The 18,347-nt window shown below is 71.0% G+C and carries 18 protein-coding genes; 9 read left to right on the forward strand and 9 right to left on the reverse strand.

Going from position 1 to position 18,347, the window contains the following annotated elements:
* Positions 1–140: 140 nt before the first annotated feature.
* From OG379_RS24405 to gdhA, 3 genes are all read left to right on the forward strand, one after another.
* Complete coding sequence (locus tag OG379_RS24405) at positions 141–1,604, forward strand: ABC transporter permease (RefSeq protein WP_405665157.1); 1,464 nt, start codon at positions 141–143, stop codon at positions 1,602–1,604.
* A 46-nt stretch (positions 1,605–1,650) separates the two neighbouring features.
* Positions 1,651–2,334 (forward strand): ABC transporter ATP-binding protein, encoded by a 684-nt coding sequence (locus OG379_RS24410; protein WP_393764727.1) that lies wholly within the window; start codon positions 1,651–1,653, stop codon positions 2,332–2,334.
* 294 nt (positions 2,335–2,628) lie between these two features.
* On the forward strand, positions 2,629–4,008 hold the full coding sequence (gene gdhA, locus OG379_RS24415) for an NADP-specific glutamate dehydrogenase (RefSeq protein WP_405665158.1): 1,380 nt from the start codon (positions 2,629–2,631) through the stop codon (positions 4,006–4,008).
* Between the two features lie 53 nt (positions 4,009–4,061).
* Here the strand turns inward: gdhA and OG379_RS24420 are convergent, their stop codons facing one another.
* Together OG379_RS24420 and OG379_RS24425 are read right to left on the reverse strand one after the other, a co-directional pair.
* On the reverse strand, positions 4,062–4,445 hold the full coding sequence (locus OG379_RS24420; RefSeq protein ID WP_405665159.1) for a YrdB family protein: 384 nt from the start codon (positions 4,443–4,445) through the stop codon (positions 4,062–4,064).
* Between the two features lie 46 nt (positions 4,446–4,491).
* The gene (locus tag OG379_RS24425; RefSeq protein WP_405665160.1) at positions 4,492–6,651 is read right to left on the reverse strand and encodes a sigma-70 family RNA polymerase sigma factor; all 2,160 of its coding nucleotides are present in this window, start codon (positions 6,649–6,651) and stop codon (positions 4,492–4,494) included.
* Between the two features lie 289 nt (positions 6,652–6,940).
* On the opposite strand from OG379_RS24425, the gene OG379_RS24430 reads away from it, so the two are divergent.
* The 3 genes from OG379_RS24430 (at position 6,941) to OG379_RS24440 (ending at position 10,358) form a co-directional block, all read left to right on the forward strand.
* Positions 6,941–8,374 carry a pectinesterase family protein gene (locus tag OG379_RS24430; RefSeq protein WP_405665161.1) on the forward strand — a complete coding sequence of 478 codons (1,434 nt, stop codon included), beginning with the start codon at positions 6,941–6,943 and terminating at the stop codon, positions 8,372–8,374.
* Positions 8,375–8,429: 55 nt separating this feature from the next.
* A complete protein-coding gene (locus OG379_RS24435) occupies positions 8,430–9,896 on the forward strand; it encodes an RICIN domain-containing protein (protein ID WP_405665162.1) in 1,467 nt (488 codons plus the stop codon).
* Positions 9,897–9,995: 99 nt separating this feature from the next.
* The gene (locus OG379_RS24440) at positions 9,996–10,358 is read left to right on the forward strand and encodes a helix-turn-helix domain-containing protein (protein ID WP_405665163.1); all 363 of its coding nucleotides are present in this window, start codon (positions 9,996–9,998) and stop codon (positions 10,356–10,358) included.
* A 20-nt stretch (positions 10,359–10,378) separates the two neighbouring features.
* On the opposite strand, the gene OG379_RS24445 is transcribed toward OG379_RS24440, so the two are convergent.
* On the reverse strand, positions 10,379–11,164 hold the full coding sequence (locus OG379_RS24445) for a hypothetical protein (RefSeq protein ID WP_405665164.1): 786 nt from the start codon (positions 11,162–11,164) through the stop codon (positions 10,379–10,381).
* Positions 11,165–11,338: 174 nt separating this feature from the next.
* On the opposite strand from OG379_RS24445, the gene OG379_RS24450 reads away from it, so the two are divergent.
* A complete protein-coding gene (locus OG379_RS24450) occupies positions 11,339–12,091 on the forward strand; it encodes an esterase/lipase family protein (RefSeq protein ID WP_405665165.1) in 753 nt (250 codons plus the stop codon).
* A gap of 77 nt (positions 12,092–12,168) precedes the next feature.
* Here the strand turns inward: OG379_RS24450 and msrA are convergent, their stop codons facing one another.
* The 3 genes from msrA to OG379_RS24465 all read right to left on the reverse strand — a co-directional run bounded on the left by msrA (position 12,169) and on the right by OG379_RS24465 (position 14,243).
* Positions 12,169–12,873: a peptide-methionine (S)-S-oxide reductase MsrA gene (msrA, locus tag OG379_RS24455; protein WP_362940682.1), complete on the reverse strand. Its 705-nt coding sequence runs from the start codon at positions 12,871–12,873 to the stop codon at positions 12,169–12,171.
* A 68-nt stretch (positions 12,874–12,941) separates the two neighbouring features.
* Positions 12,942–13,100, reverse strand: coding sequence for a hypothetical protein (locus OG379_RS24460; protein ID WP_393764743.1), 159 nt, complete (start codon positions 13,098–13,100; stop codon positions 12,942–12,944).
* A gap of 39 nt (positions 13,101–13,139) precedes the next feature.
* Complete coding sequence (locus tag OG379_RS24465; RefSeq protein ID WP_393764745.1) at positions 13,140–14,243, reverse strand: hypothetical protein; 1,104 nt, start codon at positions 14,241–14,243, stop codon at positions 13,140–13,142.
* Between the two features lie 79 nt (positions 14,244–14,322).
* Here OG379_RS24465 and OG379_RS24470 point away from each other — a divergent pair, with 79 nt between their 5' ends.
* The gene (locus tag OG379_RS24470) at positions 14,323–15,468 is read left to right on the forward strand and encodes a cystathionine gamma-synthase (protein ID WP_393764747.1); all 1,146 of its coding nucleotides are present in this window, start codon (positions 14,323–14,325) and stop codon (positions 15,466–15,468) included.
* Between the two features lie 48 nt (positions 15,469–15,516).
* Here OG379_RS24470 and OG379_RS24475 read toward each other — a convergent pair whose 3' ends face one another.
* The 3 genes from OG379_RS24475 to OG379_RS24485 form a co-directional block, all read right to left on the reverse strand.
* Positions 15,517–16,050: a triphosphoribosyl-dephospho-CoA synthase gene (locus tag OG379_RS24475; RefSeq protein ID WP_405668627.1), complete on the reverse strand. Its 534-nt coding sequence runs from the start codon at positions 16,048–16,050 to the stop codon at positions 15,517–15,519.
* Entirely contained in the window at positions 16,047–16,238 is a 192-nt protein-coding gene (locus OG379_RS24480) for a DUF1059 domain-containing protein (protein ID WP_393764749.1), read from the reverse strand. Before OG379_RS24480 ends, OG379_RS24475 begins: the two co-directional genes overlap by 4 nt.
* An 80-nt stretch (positions 16,239–16,318) precedes the next feature.
* Complete coding sequence (locus OG379_RS24485; protein ID WP_393764751.1) at positions 16,319–16,849, reverse strand: MarR family winged helix-turn-helix transcriptional regulator; 531 nt, start codon at positions 16,847–16,849, stop codon at positions 16,319–16,321.
* 158 nt (positions 16,850–17,007) lie between these two features.
* Here OG379_RS24485 and ilvA point away from each other — a divergent pair, with 158 nt between their 5' ends.
* Positions 17,008–18,237, forward strand: coding sequence for a threonine ammonia-lyase (ilvA, locus tag OG379_RS24490; protein WP_393764753.1), 1,230 nt, complete (start codon positions 17,008–17,010; stop codon positions 18,235–18,237).
* Positions 18,238–18,347: the final 110 nt, after the last annotated feature.

Genomic DNA, 18,347 nt, shown 5'->3' on the forward strand with positions numbered 1-18,347 from the left:
CCGGATCCTTCCGGGCGCCGCCGCCTTCGGCGTGTGCGGGCACGTGCGCGCGCCGGGCACGTATGCGCGTCGGCAGTGTTCTCATGCTGCTCTCATCGGAGACTTAACTCCTCATCACGCCCGCTCCATATCTTCGCGCCATGTTCTTCACCTACCTCCGGCGCGAGCTGCGCCGCCGCAGAAAGGCGGCGCTCGTCGTCGCCTCGGGGCTCGCCCTCGGCATTGCGCTGGTCATCATCGTCAGTTCGGTCTCCTCGGGCATGAGCAAGGCCCAGGACAAGGTCCTCGAATCGCTGTACGGCCTGGGCACGGACATGACGGTGACCAAGGCCGCCGCAGCCCAGGGGTCCGGGGGCACCGAGCGGCCCAGGTTCAACTTCGACGCCAAGGAGGACGAGGACGCCACCCAGAGCACGGACCGCGTCATGGTCCAGGGCTTCCAGACGCTGGCCTCCAGCACCGTCGACAAGGTCGGCGAGCAGGAGGGTGTGGCGGACGCCGTCGGCGGGCTGAGCCTCTCGGTGATGAAGGTCGACGGCCAGTTCAAGCGCGGCGAGTTCAAGCAGGACGAGAGCGCGGGACAGAGCGGACCCGGCGGTGGCCAGGGCGGCGGCGGTGGCCAGCCGCAGGGCCGGGTCGAGGGCGGCGGAGCATCCTTCGACGTCAACTCCTTCACCGTGTACGGCACCGACGTCACCCAGCAGAACCTCGGCCCGCTGACCTCGTCGAAGATCACCAAGGGCCGTACGTTCAAGGCCGCCGAGACCGACGCCAAGGTCGCGATAGTCGACTCCGCCTACGCCAAGGAGAAGGAACTCGCGGTCGACAAGACCGTCACCATCTCCGGCACGAAGTACACGATCGTCGGCGTCTCCACCGCGGACAGCGGTGACGCGGCCGCCAACGTCTACATCCCGCTGAAGCAGGCGCAGACCGTCTCCGACTCCAAGGACAAGGTCACCACGGTCTACGTCCAGGCCGCGGACTCGCAGCAGATCGACACCGTCAAGGCCGCCATCCAGAAGAACATCTCCGGCACGACGGTCACCACGTCCGCCGACCTCGCCGACACGGTCTCCGGCTCCCTCTCCACCGCCTCCGACCTGGCCTCCAGCGTCGGCAAGTGGCTCTCCATCGCGGTCCTGATCGCCGCCTTCCTCGTCGCGGGCCTGCTGACCTCCTCCGCGGTCAGCCGGCGCGTGCGGGAGTTCGGCACACTCAAGGCACTCGGCTGGAAGAGCGGACGCGTCACCGGCCAGGTCATCGGCGAAGCCCTCGTCAACGGCCTGATGGGCGGAGTCCTCGGTATCGCCGTCGGAGTCGCCGGCGCCTACGTCGTGACCGCCATCAGCCCCACCCTCAGCGCCCAGCTCGGTTCCACCGGCGGGGGCGGCATGGGCGGCGGAGGTCCGATGGGCGGTGGCGGCCCCGGCCGTCAGACCGCGTCCAAGACCCTGGACATCGCGCTGACCGCGCCCGTCTCCCTCACCACGATCCTCGTGGCCGTCGCCCTGGCGGTGGCGGGCGGACTGATCGCCGGGGCCTTCGGCGGCTGGCGCGCCTCCCGGCTCCGGCCGGCCGACGCCCTGCGCCGCGTCGCCTAGCTCCCCCCGGCCCCACCCCTCCCGTACGTACAGCAGGAGTCCACACGTGTACCAGCTCAAGGGCGTCACCAAGCGCTACATGCGCGGCAAGAATCCCGTCGACGCGCTCGCCGGTGTCGATCTGACCATCGAGGACGGCGGAAGGCTCGTCATCCAGGGCCCGACCGGCGGAGGCAAGTCCACCCTCCTCCAGATGCTCGGCGGGCTCGACCGGCCCACCTCCGGCACCATCGAGCTCGACGGTGTCGACCTGGCCAAGCTCCCCGAGTCCCGGCTGACCAAGGTCCGGGCCGAGTCCATCGGGTTCGTCTTCCAGAGCTTCAACCTGATCCCGACGCTCACCGCCCAGGAGAACGTCGAGACCGCCCTCGTCCCCCTCGGCCTCGGTGCGAGGACCCGTCGCGAACGCGCCGCCGAAGCGCTGGAGTCGGTGGGCCTCGGCGACCGGCCCACCCACCTGCCGAGCGAGATGTCCGGCGGTCAGCAGCAGCGCGTCGCGATCGCCCGGGCCCTGGTGAAGCGGCCCAAGGTGCTGCTCGCCGACGAACCGACCGGCAACCTCGACGAGTCCATGCGCGACGAGATCATGGAGCTGCTCGACGGACTGTGGAAGGAGCACGGACTGACCTTCGTGATGGTCACCCACGACAGCTCCCTCGCCCGCAAGGCGCCCCGGGTGGCGACCATCCGCAAGGGAAAGGTCACCGTGACGGAGAACGCGACGGCCTGATCCGCGGCGGCGCGGACCTCACGGCCGTCCTCCTCCGGCTGTGAGGTTCGCCACCCGTACGGCCCCGCGACGCGGGCGCCGTACGGGCCCTCCGCTCCGGCGGGAGCGGGGTGTACGGGTGCAGAAGGGCCCGCAGCAGGACGAACTGGCGTGGCCACTATGTGGATGTCGCCGGGGCGCGGCGGGGCCGCGCTGCGAGACTTGCCGGGTGCAACGGCCCCCACGGGCCGGTGGCGCCTCCGGGGACAGGGAGCGCCGACGCGCAAGAGCCCACCCACGGAAGGTCTTGATCAGATGCCGGCCAGCTCCGACTCCCTCACCCCGCGTACCGCCGAGAACCGTGTCATCGAGCCGCTCTACGCGGAGATCCTGCGACGCAACCAGGGCGAGGGCGAGTTCCACCAGGCGGTGCGCGAGGTCCTCGAAACCCTGGGCCCCGTGCTGGCGAAGCGACCGGAGTTCGTCGACGCCCGCATCATCGAGCGTGTCTGCGAGCCCGAACGCCAGCTCATCTTCCGGGTGCCGTGGTCGGACGACGCCGGCGACATCCACGTCAACCGCGGCTTCCGCGTCGAGTTCTCCAGCTCGCTCGGCCCGTACAAGGGCGGGCTGCGCTTCCACCCCTCCGTCAACCTCGGCATCGTGAAGTTCCTCGGCTTCGAGCAGATCTTCAAGAACGCCCTCACCGGCATGCCGATCGGCGGCGGCAAGGGCGGCGCGGACTTCGACCCCAAGGGCCGGTCCGACGCCGAGGTGATGCGGTTCTGCCAGTCGTTCATGACGGAACTCCACCGCCACCTGGGCGAGTACACCGACGTCCCCGCCGGTGACATCGGCGTCGGCGGCCGGGAGATCGGTTACCTCTTCGGCCAGTACAAGCGGATCACCAACCGCTACGAGTCCGGCGTGCTCACCGGAAAGGGCCTCGGCTGGGGAGGCGCCCAGGCACGCACCGAGGCCACCGGCTACGGCTGCGTCCTGTTCACCGCCGAAATGCTGCGCGTGCGCGGCGAGTCGCTCGACGGCCAGCGCATCGCCGTGTCCGGCTCCGGCAACGTGGCCATCTACGCCATCGAGAAGGCCCAGCAGCTCGGCGCGACCGTCGTGACCTGCTCCGACTCGGGCGGCTACGTGGTGGACGAGAAGGGCATCGACCTCGACCTGCTCAAGGAGATCAAGGAGACGGGCCGCGGCCGCATCTCCGAGTACGCCGAGCGGCGCGGCGACCACGTGCGGTACGTCGAGGGCACCGGCGTCTGGAGCGTCCCCGTGGACGTGGCCCTGCCCTGCGCCACCCAGAACGAACTCCACGAGACCGACGCCCTCGCCCTCGTACGCAACGGGGTCAAGGCGGTCGCCGAGGGCGCCAACATGCCCACCACCCCCGACGCCGTCCGCATCCTCCAGGACGCGGGCGTCGCCTTCGCCCCCGGCAAGGCGGCCAACGCCGGCGGAGTGGCCACCAGCGCGCTGGAGATGCAGCAGAACGCCTCACGCGACTCCTGGACCTTCTCCCACACCGAGGAGCGGCTGGCGGAGATCATGCGCCACATCCACGACTCCTGCCACACGACGGCCGAGAAGTACGGCAGCCCGGGCAACTACGTGGTGGGCGCGAACATCGCGGGCTTCGAGCTCGTCGCGGACGCGATGCTGGCGCAGGGCCTGATCTGACCCTGCCTGACCGGGGGCCGGGGCGGCGAGCCCCGGACCCCCGACGGCGGGCGTCACCTGCGCCGGAAGTACTCCGCGCAGCCGGTGTTCGCCACCAGCACCGCGGCGAGGACGACGGCAGCCACCGGGTGGCCCGTCCCGTACACCGCCGCGGCGCCGCCGCCGAGGACCACGGTCTTCACCGCCAGCACACCCGCGAGCGGCAGCGGGATACGGGCGCGCGGAGCGGCGAACAGGCCCCACAGCACGACGGCCGCCACCGGCGCGCCGATCCCCAGGGCCACCGACGCCGCCGTGCCCTCCGGAGCAGTGAAGCCCCACCGGGCGAGAGCGCCGATCGCGACGATTTCGAGCACGAACGCGAGCAGCTCGTTGGCGGCGAACCAGGGCCGGCCGCGCAGGGCGGTGAGATGTCTGTCGTCCTCGTTCGTCGTCATCGGTTCCTGACTCCCCCTGTGCGGACCCTGTGCGGACGTCCTCCCATCAGGATGTCTCACCCACCGGCGCCATGCGGGCCCCCGGCGCGCTTCCGGACGTGCGCAGGAACGAGGTCCTGGGCAGCGTCGCGTCGGCCGCGCGCCGCGCCTCGGCGGTCGACGGGTCGGTGGTCGTGAACACCGGCGCGCCACCGCTCCCGCCGTCCCAGGTGTTGCCCTCGGACCGGGAGGACTCCGCGAGCACGGTGTCCGGCCCGTCGCCGCTGTCCACCGCCGCGTTGGAGGTCAGCACGGCGGCGGCGGTGGCCAGATAGAAACCCGTGCCGTTGCGGTAGGCGGTGTTGCGGGTGAGGCGGATCGCGCCGCCGTTCCCCTCGTCGTTGAAGCCCAGCCCGGCGTTGTCCCAGGCCGCGTCGTCGGTGAGCACGTGCGCGACGGAGGCCGAGGTGTGGCCGCCGCCCAGGGTGAACCCGTTGCCGTTGCGGTAGGACCAGGTGGAGCGCACCGTCACCGGGCTGGTGAAGCCGCCGAGATCGATCCCGTCGGCCCCGTTGCCGAAAGCGCGGCAGCCACGGACCGTGTTCCCACCTCCGGAGCCGAATTTGACGGCCAGACCGACTCCGCCCGCCTCACCGGGGCCGTTGGCGTAGAAGTCGCTGTCCAGCACCGTGTTGTTCTCGGTGCCGGCATCGCGCAGGGTGAGCCCGGACTCCGCGTTGTCGTGGAGGGAGAGGCCCCGGAAGACCGTGTTCCGGCAGCTCCGGCAGACATACGCGTGGCTGGCCGAGCCGCGGATCTCCAGCCCCTGCACGGTCCAGTTGTCCGCCTCCTGGGTGACGGCCCAGGTGCCGTCCGGAAGCCCGGACGCGTCGATGACGGGCCGCTCGCCCCGGTAGTTGCTGAGCGTGATCCGGCGCCCCGCCGTGCCGTCGGTGGTGAGGGAGGCCCCCTCGGCGGGGCGGTAGGTCCCGCCGCGCATCGCGATCGTCTGCCCGGGGCGGACCACGGACGCCGCCTTGCCGAGCGTGGCGAAGGGCCGCCCTCGGCTGCCGTCCCCGTCGTCCGACCCGTCGGGCGCGATATAGACGTCGGCGCCGGTCACGCCGATCGCGGCACCCGTCCGCGGCGCGGCGACCGCTGTCGGGGAAGCGGACGGTGAGGCGGAGGCCGTAGGCGTCCGGGAGGGCCGGGCGGCGGCCGTGGCCACCGGCTGGGCGGAACGGCTCGCGGCGGGCGGCGCCGAGGACGGGGAAGGGGCGGGGGAGTGCCACACCGGATACGTCAGCGCCCCGGTGACGACCGCGAGCACGGCCGCCGTCGCCGTGACCGACTTGGCCGTGGCATGGTGCAGCAGGCCACGGATCCCGCCGGTGGCCGTCTGCCCGAGCAGGGACGCCGCCTCGGCGGCGTGACGTACCCCGTCCACCAGCCCTCCGGGCACCGGGATCAGGCCGAGCCCGGGCAGCAGCTTCTCCGGCGGGACCAGGCCGGTGCCCTGCGCACCGCACTGCGGGCAGCTCCGCACATGGCGGGTCAGCCGCTTGCGCCAGAGCGCGCCCGTGCCGCCGTCCCAGCCCTGCGCCGCATCGGCCAGTCCCGGACAGCGCGGTGCGACGGCCAGGGCGCGGACCACCGTACGGGCCTCCTCCAGCCGCAGCTTCATGCGCCGCACCCGGACCGCGGTGTGCCGCGCGTTCAGGCCGAGGGCGCGGGCCACGTCCGCCCGGGCGATCCTGCCCGCCTCCTCCTCCCACCACAGGGCGAGCAGCCGCCGGTCCTCGGCGTCCAGCCAGCGTGCCGCGCGCGCCAGATCCCTGCGCTGGCCGCTGAGTTCGAGCTCGGCGACGGTGCGCTCGGCGAAGTCGGTGAGCGGGTCCGCGGCGTCCTCCACCTCGTGCCCCTGGAACCGGTCGCGGGCCGTGCGCCGCTGGTACTGCTGGATTTCCCGGTAGGCGATGGCCACGGCCCACGAGCGGAATCTGTCGGGCTCCCGCAGGGACGGCAGCGCGCGGACGACGCGCAGCATCACCTCCTGCACGAGGTCGTCCACATCGGCGTGGCCGTTGAGCGCCCGGCCGACGATTCCGTATACCAACGGCAGGTGTGCGGCCAGCAGTTCCTCCATGGCCCGGGTGTCGCCGCGCCGGGCCTCATCCACGAGCGTCGCGGTGTCGCGCACCGCCCGGCCGGTCCCGCTGTCCGTCATCCCGTCACGGCTCCTCACTCGCTTCGGGGCCGGTCACCGGCGTCCCCGTGGAAGCGGCCGTACCGGCCCGGGGCCCAGAGGCACGCATCGTGGCACAACGGTGAGGGCCCGTAAAGAAGTTGCCGTACCGCCGCTCACGTCACGCGCGCCACACCCGCCCCACGGAGGCCCGCCCTCCGGCCCGGAAAAGTTTCTTCCGGATTTCTGTCATCCGCACGCGCCCCGCGCATCTACCTGGGCACTGCGGCTCACAGCACCGCACCCACCGGCCTATCCGAAGGAGCGAACGATGACCGAGAAACCGAACAGGAGACGACGCGCCCTGGCCGTCGCGATCGTGGCGGGGGGTGTCCTGGCCGGTGGTCTGGTCTCACCGGCGGGGGCGGCGGCGCTCCCCGCAGCGGGCGAGGTGTACCAGCTGGCGGTGAAGAAGAGCGGGAAGTGCATCGATGTGCCCGGTGCGTCGACGGCGAACGGTGCGTTGTTGCAGCAGTGGGGATGTACGGAGGGTGCGGCGTGGCAGCAGTTCACGCTGGCGGCGGACGGGTCGGGGAAGTACCGGCTGGTGAACCGGAGCAGCGGTAAGTGCGTCGATGTGCCGGACGGTTCGAAGGTGAGCGGGGTACAGCTCCAGCAGTGGGGGTGCGCGGGTCAGACGAACCAGCAGTGGACGCTGACGCCGAGCGGTACGGGTACGTACCAGATCGTCAACGTCAACAGCGGTCTCTGCGTCAGTGACAAGGACGCGTCCACGGCGAGCGGTGCGGCGATCATCCAGGAGACCTGCACCGCCAACAGCAACAAGCAGTGGGCGTTCAACCCCGTCGGCGCCTCCGGTCCCGCCACCGTCGCCGCGGACGGCACCGGCACCTACCGCACCGTCCAGGCCGCCGTGAACGCCGTCGGCAGCGGCAACGCGAGCCGGGTCACCATCACCATCAAGCCCGGCACCTACCGCGAGCAGGTCACCATCCCCGCGGACAAGCCCTTCATCACCCTGAAGGGCCTCGGCGACTCACCGGACGACGTCGTCATCGTCAACAACCGCAACGCGGGCGACTACGGCACCGCGGGCTCCGCCACCCTCGTCGCGCTCGGCCACGACTTCGACGCCACCGGCCTCACGCTGTCCAACGACTTCGACGAGAACACCTCCGACACCGGCGACCAGGCCCTCGCCCTCTACCTGGACGCGGACAAGGCCGTCCTGGACGACGTACGGCTCCTCGGGGACCAGGACACCTTCCTGGTCAACAACAAGACGCGCGCCTACGTCGTGGACTCGTACATCGAGGGCACCGTGGACTTCGTCTACGGCGGCGGCACCGCCGTCTTCCACGCCTGCACCATCCACGAGAAGCGCAACACCGGCGGCCCGATCACGGCGGCCAGCACCCCCGCCGAGAAGGCGTACGGCTTCCTCTTCTACCGGTCCACCGTGACGGGCGCCGTGTCGAACACCACCCAGCTGGGCCGTCCATGGCGGGCCGACGCCCAGGTCCTGTACCGGGAGACCTCGCTCTCCTCGGCACTGGCGACCGCACAGCCGTGGACGGACATGTCCTCCAACTCCTGGAAGAACGCCCGGTTCTCCGAATACCGCAACACCGGTGCCGGCGCGACCGTCAACGGAAACCGTCCGCAGCTGACGGACGCCCAGGCGGCGAACTACACCCCGCAGAAGTACCTGGCCGGCACGGACGGCTGGAATCCGGTGCGCTGAGGCGGCCCCCTCACACCGACGACCCCGCACACGTACGAGAGGAACGAGCACACACATGCGCGGAACACACAGGAACAAGCGGAAAACCCTGGGACTCGGAGCCCTGCTGACAGCACTGCTCCTGGCCGTCGGCGGCGTCCTGGCCGGTGGTCTGGTCTCACCCGCGGGTGCGGCGACGCTGCCCGCGGCCGGTGAGGCCTATCAGCTGGCGGTGAAGAAGAGCGGGAAGTGCATCGATGTGCCCGGTGCGTCGACGGCGAACGGTGCGTTGTTGCAGCAGTGGGGATGTACGGAGGGTGCGGCGTGGCAGCAGTTCACGCTGGCGGCGGACGGGTCGGGGAAGTACCGGCTGGTGAACCGGAGCAGCGGTAAGTGCGTCGATGTGCCGGACGGTTCGAAGGTGAGCGGGGTGCAGCTCCAGCAGTGGGGGTGCGCGGGTCAGACGAATCAGCAGTGGACGCTGACGCCGAGCGGTACGGGTACGTACCAGATCGTCAACGTCAACAGCGGTCTCTGCGTCAGTGACAAGGACGCCTCCACGGCCAGTGGTACGGCGATCATCCAGGAGACCTGCACCGCCAACAGCAACAAGCAGTGGGCCTTCACGCCGGTCTCCGCAGGCCGCACCTGGTCGGACAAGGCCGACGGTTTCGCGTCCACCGGAGGCGGCACCACGGGCGGGGCGGCCGGCACGACCGTCACCGTCAAGAACTACGCGGACCTGGTGAAGTACGCCACCGCCTCCGAGCCCTACGTCATCAAGGTCGCCGCCGCGATCACGGTCACCCCGTACGGGCATGAGATACCCGTGAAGTCCGACAAGACCCTCGTCGGCGTCGGGACCTCCGGCGAGATCGTCGGTGGCGGCTTCTTCCTCGGGACGGGCGTCCACAACGTCATCATCCGCAACCTCACCATCCGCGACACCCGGATGACCGAGGACGACCCCGACGACAAGGACTACGACTACGACGGCATCCAGATGGACACCGCCGACCACATCTGGATCGACCACAACCGCATCGAGCGGATGAACGACGGCCTCATCGACAGCCGTAAGGACACCAGCTACCTCACGGTGTCCTGGAACGTCATGGGCGAGCAGAACAAGGCCTTCGGTATCGGCTGGACGGACAACGTCACCGCCAGGATGACCATCCACCACAACTGGATCCACGACACCAACCAGCGCAACCCCAGCATCGACAACGTCGCCTACGCGCACCTCTACAACAACTACATGCAGAACGTGACGTCGTACGGAAACCTCTCGCGCGGAGCCTCGAAGACCGTCATCGAGAACACCTACTACCGCAACGTCGCCAACCCGTACAACATCGACACCACGGCCGCGTCCCTCACCCAGAGCGGCAGCATCTGCGTCTCCTGCACCGGCAAGCAGCAGACCAACGGGACGACCTTCAAGCCGTCCGACCACTACGGCTACACGCTCGACCCGGCCGCAGACGTCCCCGCGCTGCTCCAGGAGTACGCCGGCCCGCAGAGCAACATCGGAGGCTGACGGCCTCCCGCGCCAACCGCTCTTCTGCCGACAGCAGATCCGCCCGGCGCGGAAGGGTTTCCCCTCCCGCGCCGGGCGCTTCGTTCCTAGGCTGGGACGATGAGCAGCAACGCGCCGAACCACGCCCGCGTCATTCCTCTGCGTCCCGCTCCCGCCGCCAAGGAGCCTCTCTGGCGGGACGTCGTCGGTGACGTCCTGCGCCGCGAGCGCACCGCCCAGGAGCGGACGCTCAAGGACGTGGCCGAGGACGCCCGGATCTCCGTGCCGTACCTCTCCGAGATCGAGCGCGGCCGCAAGGAAGCGTCGTCCGAGGTCCTCGCGGCGGCAGCCCGCTCGCTCGGCCTCGGGCTGACCGACGTGCTGTCCCTGGCCCAGCGGGAGCTGGCCGGGCAGCAGCCCGCCCGGCGGAGCCGGATCGCACCCGCCCCGACCTCCACGGTCGAGGTGCGGCTCGCCGCCTGACCGCGGCGGCCGGCACCCGGCTACTTCACCGTGACCGCGTCACCGGTGGACACGACCTTCATGGTCGTCGTCGTACCGAGGAACGCCCAGCGCCAACTGCCCGACGAGGCGGCCTTCACGGTCGTCCGGAGACGGCCCGCGCTGTCCGTGGTCGCCGTCTTGACCGTGTGGTAGGCGCCGCCGGGCTTCTTGTACTGCAGCTTCACCACCTGCTTGGTGTACCCGTGGTACTTGAGGTCCGTCCAGTTGGCCCGGGACAGCTTGCCCGTGACGGTGAGCGTGCCGCCCTTCCTCACCGGCTCGGGCGCCGCGTCCGTGGTCAGGGTCGCGGCGCGCTTCACCCTGAAGGTGGCGATGCGGTCGGAGATCCAGTAGTCCTTGTCGTTGGCCTGCACCGTGGCGTTGACCTGCCAGGTCCCGGCCACCGCGTTGGCGTCCCAGCCCTCGTTGCCGCTGCCGTAGAAGTCGATCCACGACGGGTCGATCTCCATCGTCGCCGTGCACACGGACGTCGTGCTGCTGCTCTTCTTGCACGACGTGCCCAGGGAGGACACCGGCCCGTGGCCGTTGGACGCGTTGAAGGCGGACACGTGCGAGACCCCCTTCACCCCCGAGTTGTCCTTGATCGTCATGGTGATCGGGAACCGCTTCACGTTCTTGACGCCGACGATCACACTGCCGCCCGCGTTCACGACCGTCTTGACGACCCGGATGTCGCCCCGGCCCTCCGCATGTGCGGCCGGCGCCGCCACCATGACGGTGCCCACAACCCCCACTGCCGCGAGTGCGGCGATTCCTCTGCGCATGTCCCCACCCCTGTGTTCCCTCGCCCGCAGCCGGGCGGGGGAACAGAGTAGCGATCACGAAGGACAACTGCCCCCCGGACGTGGGCCGTCGCCGGTCATTTCGCCGATGGCGGGCCGCGCGCAGCCCGCCACTCTGGTCGCGTCAGGCACCCGTAACCCCGTCAGGAGTGCTCCATGCGTCGTCGTTCCCCGCGCCGGCTTCTCGGCGTTCTCGCGTCCGCCGCGGTCGCCCTCACCCTTCTCTCCTCGGCCCCGACGGCCGGCGCGGCCGAAGCGGCGCGCCCCGCCGAGGCCGCCCCCGCCGCGCGGTCGGCCGGCACGGCCGCGGCGCCGCTGTCGACCAGCACACCGGTCGTCTTCGTCCACGGGTACACCGGCAACGCGTCCAACTGGGTCACCGCCATGAGCGTCTTCCAGCTCAACGGCTGGTCGAGCTCCAAGCTCTTCGCCTACGAGTACGACTCGTACGGCAACAACGTCTCCAACGCCCAGGGGCTCGCGTCCTTCGTCAACAACGTGAAGTCCCGGACCGGGGCGAGCAAGGTCGCGATCGTCAACCACTCGATGGGCGGTCTCGTCAGCCAGTACTACCTGAAGGTGCTGGGCGGCAACACCAGCGTCAGCCACCTCGCCTCGATCGCCGGCGCGAACCACGGGACCACGTTCGCGAGCGCCTGTCTGATCTACACGACCTGCCAGCAGATGTACCCGGGCTCCTCCTTCATCTCCCAGATCACCGCGGGTGACGAGACACCGGGGGACACCAGGTACGCCACCTGGTACTCGGCGTGCGACGGCGTCATCATCCCGTACACCAGCACCCGGCTGAGCGGCGCGACGAACAACAACGTGCTCTGCCAGACCCACATCGGATTCCTGGCGGACACCGTCGTGCTCGGCCAGATCGCACGCTTCGTCGCCTCCTGACCTGCCCCGGAGCGATGTGGGCCCCGTGTCCGGCAGCTGCCGGACACGGGGCCCACATCATCGAGTCACGCCTCGGCTCACGCGCCGGGAGCCGGGGCGATGCCCGTCGGGCAGGCACGGCCCCAGTTGGTCTCCGACGGGGACTCCAGGGTGGCACCCGTCCCGCCGATGCCGCAGTAGCCGTCGGGGTTCTTGTCGAGGTACTGCTGGTGGTACGCCTCGGCGGGCCAGAAGGTGCGGCCCTCCGCCGGGAGGATCTCCGTGGTGATCTGCTTGAAGCCGGCGCCGGTCAGCACCTGCTGATAGGCCTCGCGGGACGCCTCCGCGGCCTCCGCCTGCTCGGGGGAGTGGGTGTAGAGGGCCGAGCGGTACTGCGTGCCCACGTCGTTGCCCTGGCGGAAGCCCTGGGTCGGGTTGTGGGACTCCCAGAAGAGCTTCAGCAGATCCGCGTAGCTCACGACCTTCGGGTCGAAGACGACGCGGACGGCCTCCGTGTGGCCGGTCAGACCCGAGCAGGTCTCCTCGTACGAGGGATTCTCGGTGTAGCCGCCCTGGTAGCCGACGAGCGTCGTCCAGACGCCCTCGGTCTGCCAGAACTTGCGCTCGGCGCCCCAGAAACAGCCCAGCGCGAAGTCTGCGACCTCCAGGCCCTGCGGATACGGGCCGGTCAGCGGGTTGCCGAGGACCGTGTGGCGGGACGGCACCGTGAATTCGGGGGTGGGGCGACCACGCAGGGCCTCCTCCGGGGTGGGGAGCTGCGGGGTGCGGTGGGTCAGGAACATGCGGGGGCTCCTCCGGGGTCGGTGTTCGCTCCGTACAACGCCGCGGGGGCGCCGTGGATTCCGGGGCCTCAGGCCGCGGGAGCCGGGGGATCGCGGCGCTCGTCACCCTCGCGGCCCCCGCCCGCCTGCGACTCGTACGAGGCCATGTAGGCGGCGGTCTTCCTGCGCGCCCGCAGCCAGAACCAGACGGCGAGGGCTATCAGGATCAGCGGAATCAGTCGTGCCATGGGTGTGCCGGTCCAATCCGGTCGGGCGGGTGTGCCGGGTCAGTGGAGCAGCGTCGCGGGGCTGCCGCCGTTCGCCTCGTACCCCGCGACGGCCAGGGCCCGGTACACGGTGTACTCGGCGGCCGGGTCCGGGTTCTGGGTCCAGGGCAGCGCGCCCACGTGGCCGTCGATGTGGACGAGCTGGTGCATCGCCTCCGACCAGCGTTCCATGCGGACCAGGAAGAGGACCAGCAGGTGCCGGACGTGGGCGAGCATCGGGTCGTCCGCGCGCGCCGAGTGCACCGCGAACATCGCGCCCTCGACCGCCTTCGTCACGACGACACCGCGGTAGAAGCCCTGCACCAGATTGACCTCGGGGAGGTGCTCGTACACCGCGAACAGCGGCAGCGCGGCGAGCAGAGAGCCCTGCGGGGCGCGGGCGGCGGCCGTCGTCGCGAAGCGGTCGGCCTCCTCGCGGGAGCCGTGCCACTTCTCGCACCAGAAGTGCAGGGCCGCGATGTGGGCGCCCATGTGCGCGGGGGCACGGTCGATGATCTTCACCCAGAGCTGGTCGAACTGCTCGTGGGAGTAGCCCAGTCCACGCGCGACGGCCAGTTCCACGATGTACGGGACGGGGTCGCCCGGGGCGAGCAGGGCCGCCTCGCCGCAGACCGTACGGGCCTCCTCCAGGATGATCCGGAAGTCGTCGGTGCCCACGGTGCCGGTGCGCCACGCCTGCTGCACCAGGAACTCCGCGTGCACCGCTGCCGCCCCCGCGTCCTTCGGAGCCTCGGCCCGCCACGACCGCAGCCACGCCCCGCCGGCACCGGGCCGCTGGGCCAGCTCCAGGGAGGCCGCGCCGGCGAACGCCTGGACCCGCTGCCAGCGGATCTCGCTCTCCTTGGGCGTGCCCGCCAGCAGCTGGGAGGCGGCCCGCCAGCTCCCGGTCCCCTGGACGACATCGAGGACGTCCAGGAGGTCCTGGTCCGGCCCCGGCATCCGGATGTCCAGCTCCTCCTGGCGTGCGAAGCCGTACGTGTCCGGGTCCGCGGCGTCGGGCGAACCGGGCGCGACCTGGCGGATACCGCCACGGCGCCGCAGCATGATCGGGCCGACGACGGCTACGAGCATGCACAGGGCGAGCAGGAACCAGAGAATCTCCATGCGGTCCATTGTCCCCGGACGGGTAACCCGGCGGCGAGTGGCCTGTAACTCCCCTCCTGACGAACTACGCTCGGGCCCCATGAGCGACCAGCACAGCTTCGAGACCCTTGCGATCCACGCCGGCAACACGGCGGATCCCCTTACCGGCGCCGTGGTCCCGCCGATCTACCAGGTGTCCACGTACAAGCAGGACGGCGTCGGCGGACTGCGCGGCGGTTACGAGTACAGCCGCAGCGCCAACCCCACCCGCACCGCACTGGAGGAGAACCTGGCGGCCCTGGAGGGCGGCCGCCGCGGCCTCGCCTTCGCGTCGGGCCTCGCCGCGGAGGACTGCCTCCTGCGTACGCTGCTGACCCCCGGCGACCACGTGGTCATCCCGAACGACGCCTACGGCGGCACTTTCCGGCTGTTCGCGAAGGTCGCCTCGCGCTGGGGCGTGGAGTTCTCGGTCGCCGACACCTCGGACGTGAGCGCGGTGCGGGCGGCGCTCACCCCGCGGACCAAGGCGATCTGGGTGGAGACGCCCTCGAACCCGCTGCTCGGCATCACCGACATCGCGGCCGTCGCCGGGGTGGCCCGGCAGGCCGGCGTGCGCCTGGTCGTCGACAACACCTTCGCGAGCCCGTACCTCCAGCAGCCGCTCTCGCTCGGCGCCGACGTCGTGGTGCACTCCACCACGAAGTACATGGGCGGCCACTCGGACGTCGTCGGCGGCGCGCTCGTCGTCAGCGACCCGGAGCTCGCCGATGAGCTGGCGTACCACCAGAACGCGATGGGCGCGGTCGCCGGGCCGTTCGACGCGTGGCTGGTGCTGCGGGGCATCAAGACCCTCGCGGTCCGCATGGACCGTCACGACGAGAACGCCACCAAGGTCGCCGACCTGCTGACCCGGCACCCGAAGGTGACCCAGGTCCTCTACCCGGGTCTGCCGGAGCACCCGGGCCACGAGGTCGCCGCCAAGCAGATGAAGGCGTTCGGCGGGATGGTCTCGTTCCGCGTCGCGGGCGGCGAGGAGGCGGCGGTCGAGGTCTGCAACCGCGCGAAGCTCTTCACGCTCGGTGAGTCGCTCGGTGGTGTGGAGTCGCTGATCGAGCACCCCGGCCGGATGACGCACGCGTCCACCGCCGGTTCCCTGCTGGAGGTCCCGGCCGACCTGGTCCGGCTGTCCGTCGGCATCGAGAACGCCGACGACCTGCTCGCAGACCTGACGCAGGCCCTCGGCTGACAGCCGGAACCGTCCGGCGGCGGGGAGGGCCCGGCCGCCGGACGGGCGTCAGCAGATCCGGTCGAGGAACAGTGCGGCCGCGAACATCGGTTCGCTGCCGCCGGCCCGCAGCTCGTGCGACCTGAGCTCCTCGTCCCTGGTGCGGAGCGCGTCCTGCCCCCGGTCAGCCGCCACGCCTCCGGCCTCCAGGACCGCACGCGCCCCGCTCTGCACCAGGCGGAGGCCGTTCGGGCCCGCCCTGTACAGAAGCCCGGTGTCCTGGAGCGTGCTCATGACGCCGAGCAGGACGTTCAGCCGGGCGGACTCCTCCCCGATGCCCCGGCCCCGCGTGCCACGAAGGGTCTCCAGCGCCCGCCGGGCGTGCGGGAACCCCGCCCTGGCCTCGCCCTTCGCCCCGGCGGCACCGTAACGCGCCGCCACCGACGAGCCCTGCGACGGGACGCGCGGTGCCTTGCGGTCGCGGAGCAGGGCGAGGGACCTGGCCGTGGACGTCACCTCGGCGGACCGCGCGCCCGGTTCCAGCGCGGCCGCCGAGACCAGCAGCCCCAGGACCGCCGCCGGACGGCGTGTTCCGACGGTCAGACAGCGGCCTTCTCGTCCTCCAGGGAGGCGCGGATCTGCTCGCGCATCTCCGGGCTGTCCGTGTGCTCGTGGACCGAGACGGCGTGCTCGGCGGCGGCGCGGACGACTTCGTCCTCCTCACCGGAAATGGTGAGTGTGCAGTTCGAGACGCTCGGATACTTACGGCAGTCGGCGACCTTGCGTGTCATGGCGGGCCTCCTCGACTCGCGAGTGCAGGCACTTCCAGCGTAGATCCGATGACGCCGCCGAACAGACCGGCAGGGCCCGGTCAGCCCTCCTGCGCCGGCTGGCTCGCCGCCTGCCTGGCCGCCAGCGACGCGTTGAACCGGGTCAGCAGGGCGCAGAAGGTGTCGCGCTCCTCCTCGGTCCATTCACCGGTCACCTGGGACATCAGCTCACGCCGCGAGGCGCGGACCTCCTCCAGACGGGCCTGGCCGCGCGGCGACAGCTGCAGCACGACGGCGCGTCCGTCCTCCGGATGCGAGGTGCGCTTGACCAGTCCGGTGTCGACGAGCGGCGCGACCTGCCGGGTCACGGTCGAGGAGTCGATCCCCATGCCCGCGGCCAGCGCCTTGACGCCCATGGGGCCTTCCACGTCGAGCCGGTTGAGCAGCAGATAGGCCGCCCGGTCCATAGAGTTGCGGACCTGGCCGACACCGCCGAGGCGGGTCTGCTCGGCACGGCGGGCGAAGACCGCCACCTGGTGCTGGAGAGAGTCGAGCAGGTGGTCCGTTCCCGGATGTCCGGGGGTCGCGCCCCCGGAAGGAGACGCAGCAGTCGTCATGTCCTGAGGGGGCATGGCCGGGGGCTCTCTTCGTGCGAGTGTCGGATGGGTGGGGGACAGAGTACGCGGCCACGGGGCAACGTGTACCAGCGCTGCACAAACCTGTGGACACCACCGCAGGCCGCCATGAGATGCGACGGCCCCGGCCGCCCCGAGCTGCAAGACTTGCTGTCATGACCTTCCGTACGTCAGGCCCCTTTCCTCCTCTGATCCTCGACGACATCCGAGGGGCGCAGAAGATGCTGTCCGGGGTGGCCAGAACGACCGGGATGGAGGGCAGCCGCCATCTCAGCTCCCTCGTCGGGGCGCCGGTCCACTTCAAGTGCGAGAACCTCCAGCGCACCGGCTCGTTCAAACTGCGCGGCGCGTACGTGCGGATCGCCGGGCTCAGCCCCGTCGAGCGGGCGAGCGGAGTGGTGGCCGCGAGTGCCGGAAACCATGCGCAGGGTGTCGCACTCGCCTCTTCGCTGCTCGGCGTACGCTCCACGGTCTTCATGCCGGTCGGCGCGCCCCTGCCGAAGGTCGCCGCGACCCGGGAGTACGGGGCGGAGGTCCGGCTGGAGGGGCAAGTCGTCGACGAGACGCTCGCCGCCGCGCAGGCGTACGCCGAGGAGACCGGAGCCGTCTTCATCCACCCCTTCGACCACCCGGACATCATCGCGGGCCAGGGCACCGTGGGCCTGGAGATCCTCGAACAGTGCCCGGAGGTCCGCACGATCGTCGTCGGTATCGGCGGGGGCGGGCTCGCCGCGGGGATCGCGGTCGCGGTGAAGGCGCTGCGCCCCGACGTCCGTGTCGTCGGTGTCCAGGCCGCGGGCGCGGCCGCCTTCCCGCCCTCGCTGTCCGCCGGGCACCCGGTGGCGCTCGGCTCGGTGCAGACCATGGCCGACGGGATCAAGGTGGGGCGGCCCGGCGACCTCACGTTCCCGCTGGTCCAGGAGCTGGTGGACGAGGTCCGCACCGTCTCCGAGGACGAGCTCTCCAGCGCGCTGCTGCTGTGCCTGGAGCGGGCCAAGATGGTCGTCGAGCCCGCCGGCGCGAGCCCCGTCGCGGCGCTGCTGAGCGATCCGGAGTCGTTCCGCGGGCCCGTCGTGGCGGTGCTGTCGGGCGGCAACATGGACCCCCTGCTGATGCAGCGCGTCCTGACGCACGGCATGGTCGCGGCGGGCCGCTACCTCAGCCTGCGGCTGCGGCTCACCGACCGCCCGGGGGCGCTGGCCGCGATGCTCGCCACGCTGTCCGTCGCCGACGCCAACGTGCTCGACATCAGCCACGTACGGACCGATCCCCGGCTCGGACTCACCGAGGCGGAAGTGGAACTCCACCTGGAGACCAAGGGCCCGGAGCACTGCGAGGAGGTCGCCGCCGCGCTGCGCGCCGCGGGGTACCTGGTGAGGACCTGAGCGGCGGGATCCCCTCACGAAACCTGTTGTGGGTCGCGATGTATCGCGTTACCGTGCATCGCCGAACACTCCGATGTCCCGCCTCCGAGGGGTCGGGAACTCTACGATCC

The sequence above is a fragment of the Streptomyces sp. NBC_01166 genome (genome assembly GCF_045039765.1).
In the GTDB taxonomy this organism is placed as follows: domain Bacteria; phylum Actinomycetota; class Actinomycetes; order Streptomycetales; family Streptomycetaceae; genus Streptomyces.

Bases quoted from the DNA above. Each gene is read 5' to 3' on its own strand.
- OG379_RS24485 (WP_393764751.1), bottom strand. From the start codon at position 16,849: ATGCCCCCTCAGGACATGACGACTGCTGCGTCTCCTTCCGGGGGCGCG.
- OG379_RS24440 (WP_405665163.1), top strand. From the start codon at position 9,996: ATGAGCAGCAACGCGCCGAACCACGCCCGCGTCATTCCTCTGCGTCCC.
- OG379_RS24445 (WP_405665164.1), bottom strand. From the start codon at position 11,164: ATGCGCAGAGGAATCGCCGCACTCGCGGCAGTGGGGGTTGTGGGCACC.
- OG379_RS24450 (WP_405665165.1), top strand. From the start codon at position 11,339: ATGCGTCGTCGTTCCCCGCGCCGGCTTCTCGGCGTTCTCGCGTCCGCC.
- msrA (WP_362940682.1), bottom strand. From the start codon at position 12,873: ATGTTCCTGACCCACCGCACCCCGCAGCTCCCCACCCCGGAGGAGGCC.
- OG379_RS24480 (WP_393764749.1), bottom strand. From the start codon at position 16,238: ATGACACGCAAGGTCGCCGACTGCCGTAAGTATCCGAGCGTCTCGAAC.
- gdhA (WP_405665158.1), top strand. From the start codon at position 2,629: ATGCCGGCCAGCTCCGACTCCCTCACCCCGCGTACCGCCGAGAACCGT.
- OG379_RS24430 (WP_405665161.1), top strand. From the start codon at position 6,941: ATGACCGAGAAACCGAACAGGAGACGACGCGCCCTGGCCGTCGCGATC.
- OG379_RS24420 (WP_405665159.1), bottom strand. From the start codon at position 4,445: ATGACGACGAACGAGGACGACAGACATCTCACCGCCCTGCGCGGCCGG.
- OG379_RS24465 (WP_393764745.1), bottom strand. From the start codon at position 14,243: ATGGAGATTCTCTGGTTCCTGCTCGCCCTGTGCATGCTCGTAGCCGTC.
- OG379_RS24425 (WP_405665160.1), bottom strand. From the start codon at position 6,651: ATGACGGACAGCGGGACCGGCCGGGCGGTGCGCGACACCGCGACGCTC.
- OG379_RS24405 (WP_405665157.1), top strand. From the start codon at position 141: ATGTTCTTCACCTACCTCCGGCGCGAGCTGCGCCGCCGCAGAAAGGCG.
- ilvA (WP_393764753.1), top strand. From the start codon at position 17,008: ATGACCTTCCGTACGTCAGGCCCCTTTCCTCCTCTGATCCTCGACGAC.
- OG379_RS24460 (WP_393764743.1), bottom strand. From the start codon at position 13,100: ATGGCACGACTGATTCCGCTGATCCTGATAGCCCTCGCCGTCTGGTTC.
- OG379_RS24435 (WP_405665162.1), top strand. From the start codon at position 8,430: ATGCGCGGAACACACAGGAACAAGCGGAAAACCCTGGGACTCGGAGCC.
- OG379_RS24470 (WP_393764747.1), top strand. From the start codon at position 14,323: ATGAGCGACCAGCACAGCTTCGAGACCCTTGCGATCCACGCCGGCAAC.